Source organism: Methylobacterium nigriterrae, from assembly GCF_037106235.1.
In the GTDB taxonomy this organism is placed as follows: Bacteria; Pseudomonadota; Alphaproteobacteria; order Rhizobiales; family Beijerinckiaceae; genus Methylobacterium; species Methylobacterium nigriterrae.
Genome location: NZ_JBAWTG010000764.1, coordinates 1 through 284, shown reverse-complemented (window position 1 = coordinate 284; position 284 = coordinate 1). Strand labels below are relative to the sequence as shown.

Annotated in this window: 1 protein-coding gene; it reads right to left on the bottom strand. The window is 58.1% G+C overall.

The annotated features are described in order from the left end of the window. The coding region (locus WDW90_RS39065; protein WP_336492990.1) for a hypothetical protein at window positions 1–264 on the bottom strand (264 nt) is incomplete at its 3' end. Window positions 265–284 lie beyond the last annotated feature (20 nt).

Here is a 284-nt window from a genome sequence, read left to right as displayed (position 1 = left end):
CGGCCCGATGCCGGCGAGGGTCACGATGACGGCGGCAACCTCCATGCTAACGCCGAGGCGACGTGCGATCTGATGGACTCGAAGCGACTGCGCTGTATCAGCAGCGTGAACTTCACTGATTGGAGCAGATGATTGTTGCGGCTGGCGCACAGGTTGTGTAAAGTAAATCACGAGAAAATTCCTTAATACGGCCTCGCGCGGTAGCCCCGTGTTCGGGGCCATTTTTTCTTTGCTACGAAGCGTTTGGAGGATGGACGCAGGCAAGCGGCGGCGTTCACGGTGAC